This window comes from Burkholderia sp. Bp8998 (assembly GCF_003854235.1).
Classification (GTDB): Bacteria; Pseudomonadota; Gammaproteobacteria; order Burkholderiales; family Burkholderiaceae; genus Burkholderia.
In genome coordinates this window covers 1-655 of the sequence record NZ_QTQF01000156.1, presented here as the reverse complement: position 1 = coordinate 655, position 655 = coordinate 1, and the positions used below count along the sequence as shown (strand labels likewise).

Annotated in this window: 1 protein-coding gene; it reads left to right on the top strand. The window is 64.9% G+C overall.

Annotated features, from left to right (window positions below; translation table 11 throughout):
• Positions 1 to 655, top strand: a 655-nt coding sequence (gene pstS / locus DIE06_RS37935; protein WP_124665754.1) for a phosphate ABC transporter substrate-binding protein PstS, incomplete at both ends; no start/stop codon positions are given.

The following is a 655-nucleotide window of genomic DNA, read 5'->3' as shown; positions in this document are numbered from 1 at the left end:
TCGATTTTGCCGGTTCGGACGCTCCGCTGAAGGATGAAGAACTCGCGAAGGAAGGCCTGTTCCAGTTCCCGACGGTGGTCGGCGGCGTGGTGCCGGTCGTCAACGTGCCGGGCGTGAAGGCCGGCGAACTGACGCTGTCGGGCCCGGTGCTCGGCGACATCTACCTCGGCAAGATCAAGAAGTGGAACGACCCGGCGATCGCCGCGCTGAACCCGAAGGTCAAGCTGCCGGATACGGACATCGCCGTTGTTCGCCGCGCTGACGGCTCGGGCACGAGCTTCATCTGGACGAACTACCTGTCGAAGGTCAACGACGAGTGGAAGTCGAAGGTCGGCGAAGGCACGACGGTCAACTGGCCGACGGGCACGGGCGGCAAGGGCAACGACGGCGTCGCGGCCTTCGTGCAGCGCCTGCCGGGCGCGGTCGGCTACGTCGAGTGGGCGTACGCGAAGAAGAACAACATGACCTACACTGCCCTGAAGAATTCGACGGGCACGGTGGTCGAGCCGAAGACGGAAACGTTCAAGGCCGCTGCTGCCGGCGCGAACTGGACGAAGTCGTTCTACCAGATCCTGACGAACCAGCCGGGCAAGGAAGCATGGCCGGTCGTCGGCGCGACGTTCGTGCTGCTGCACGCGAAGCAGGACAAGCCGGA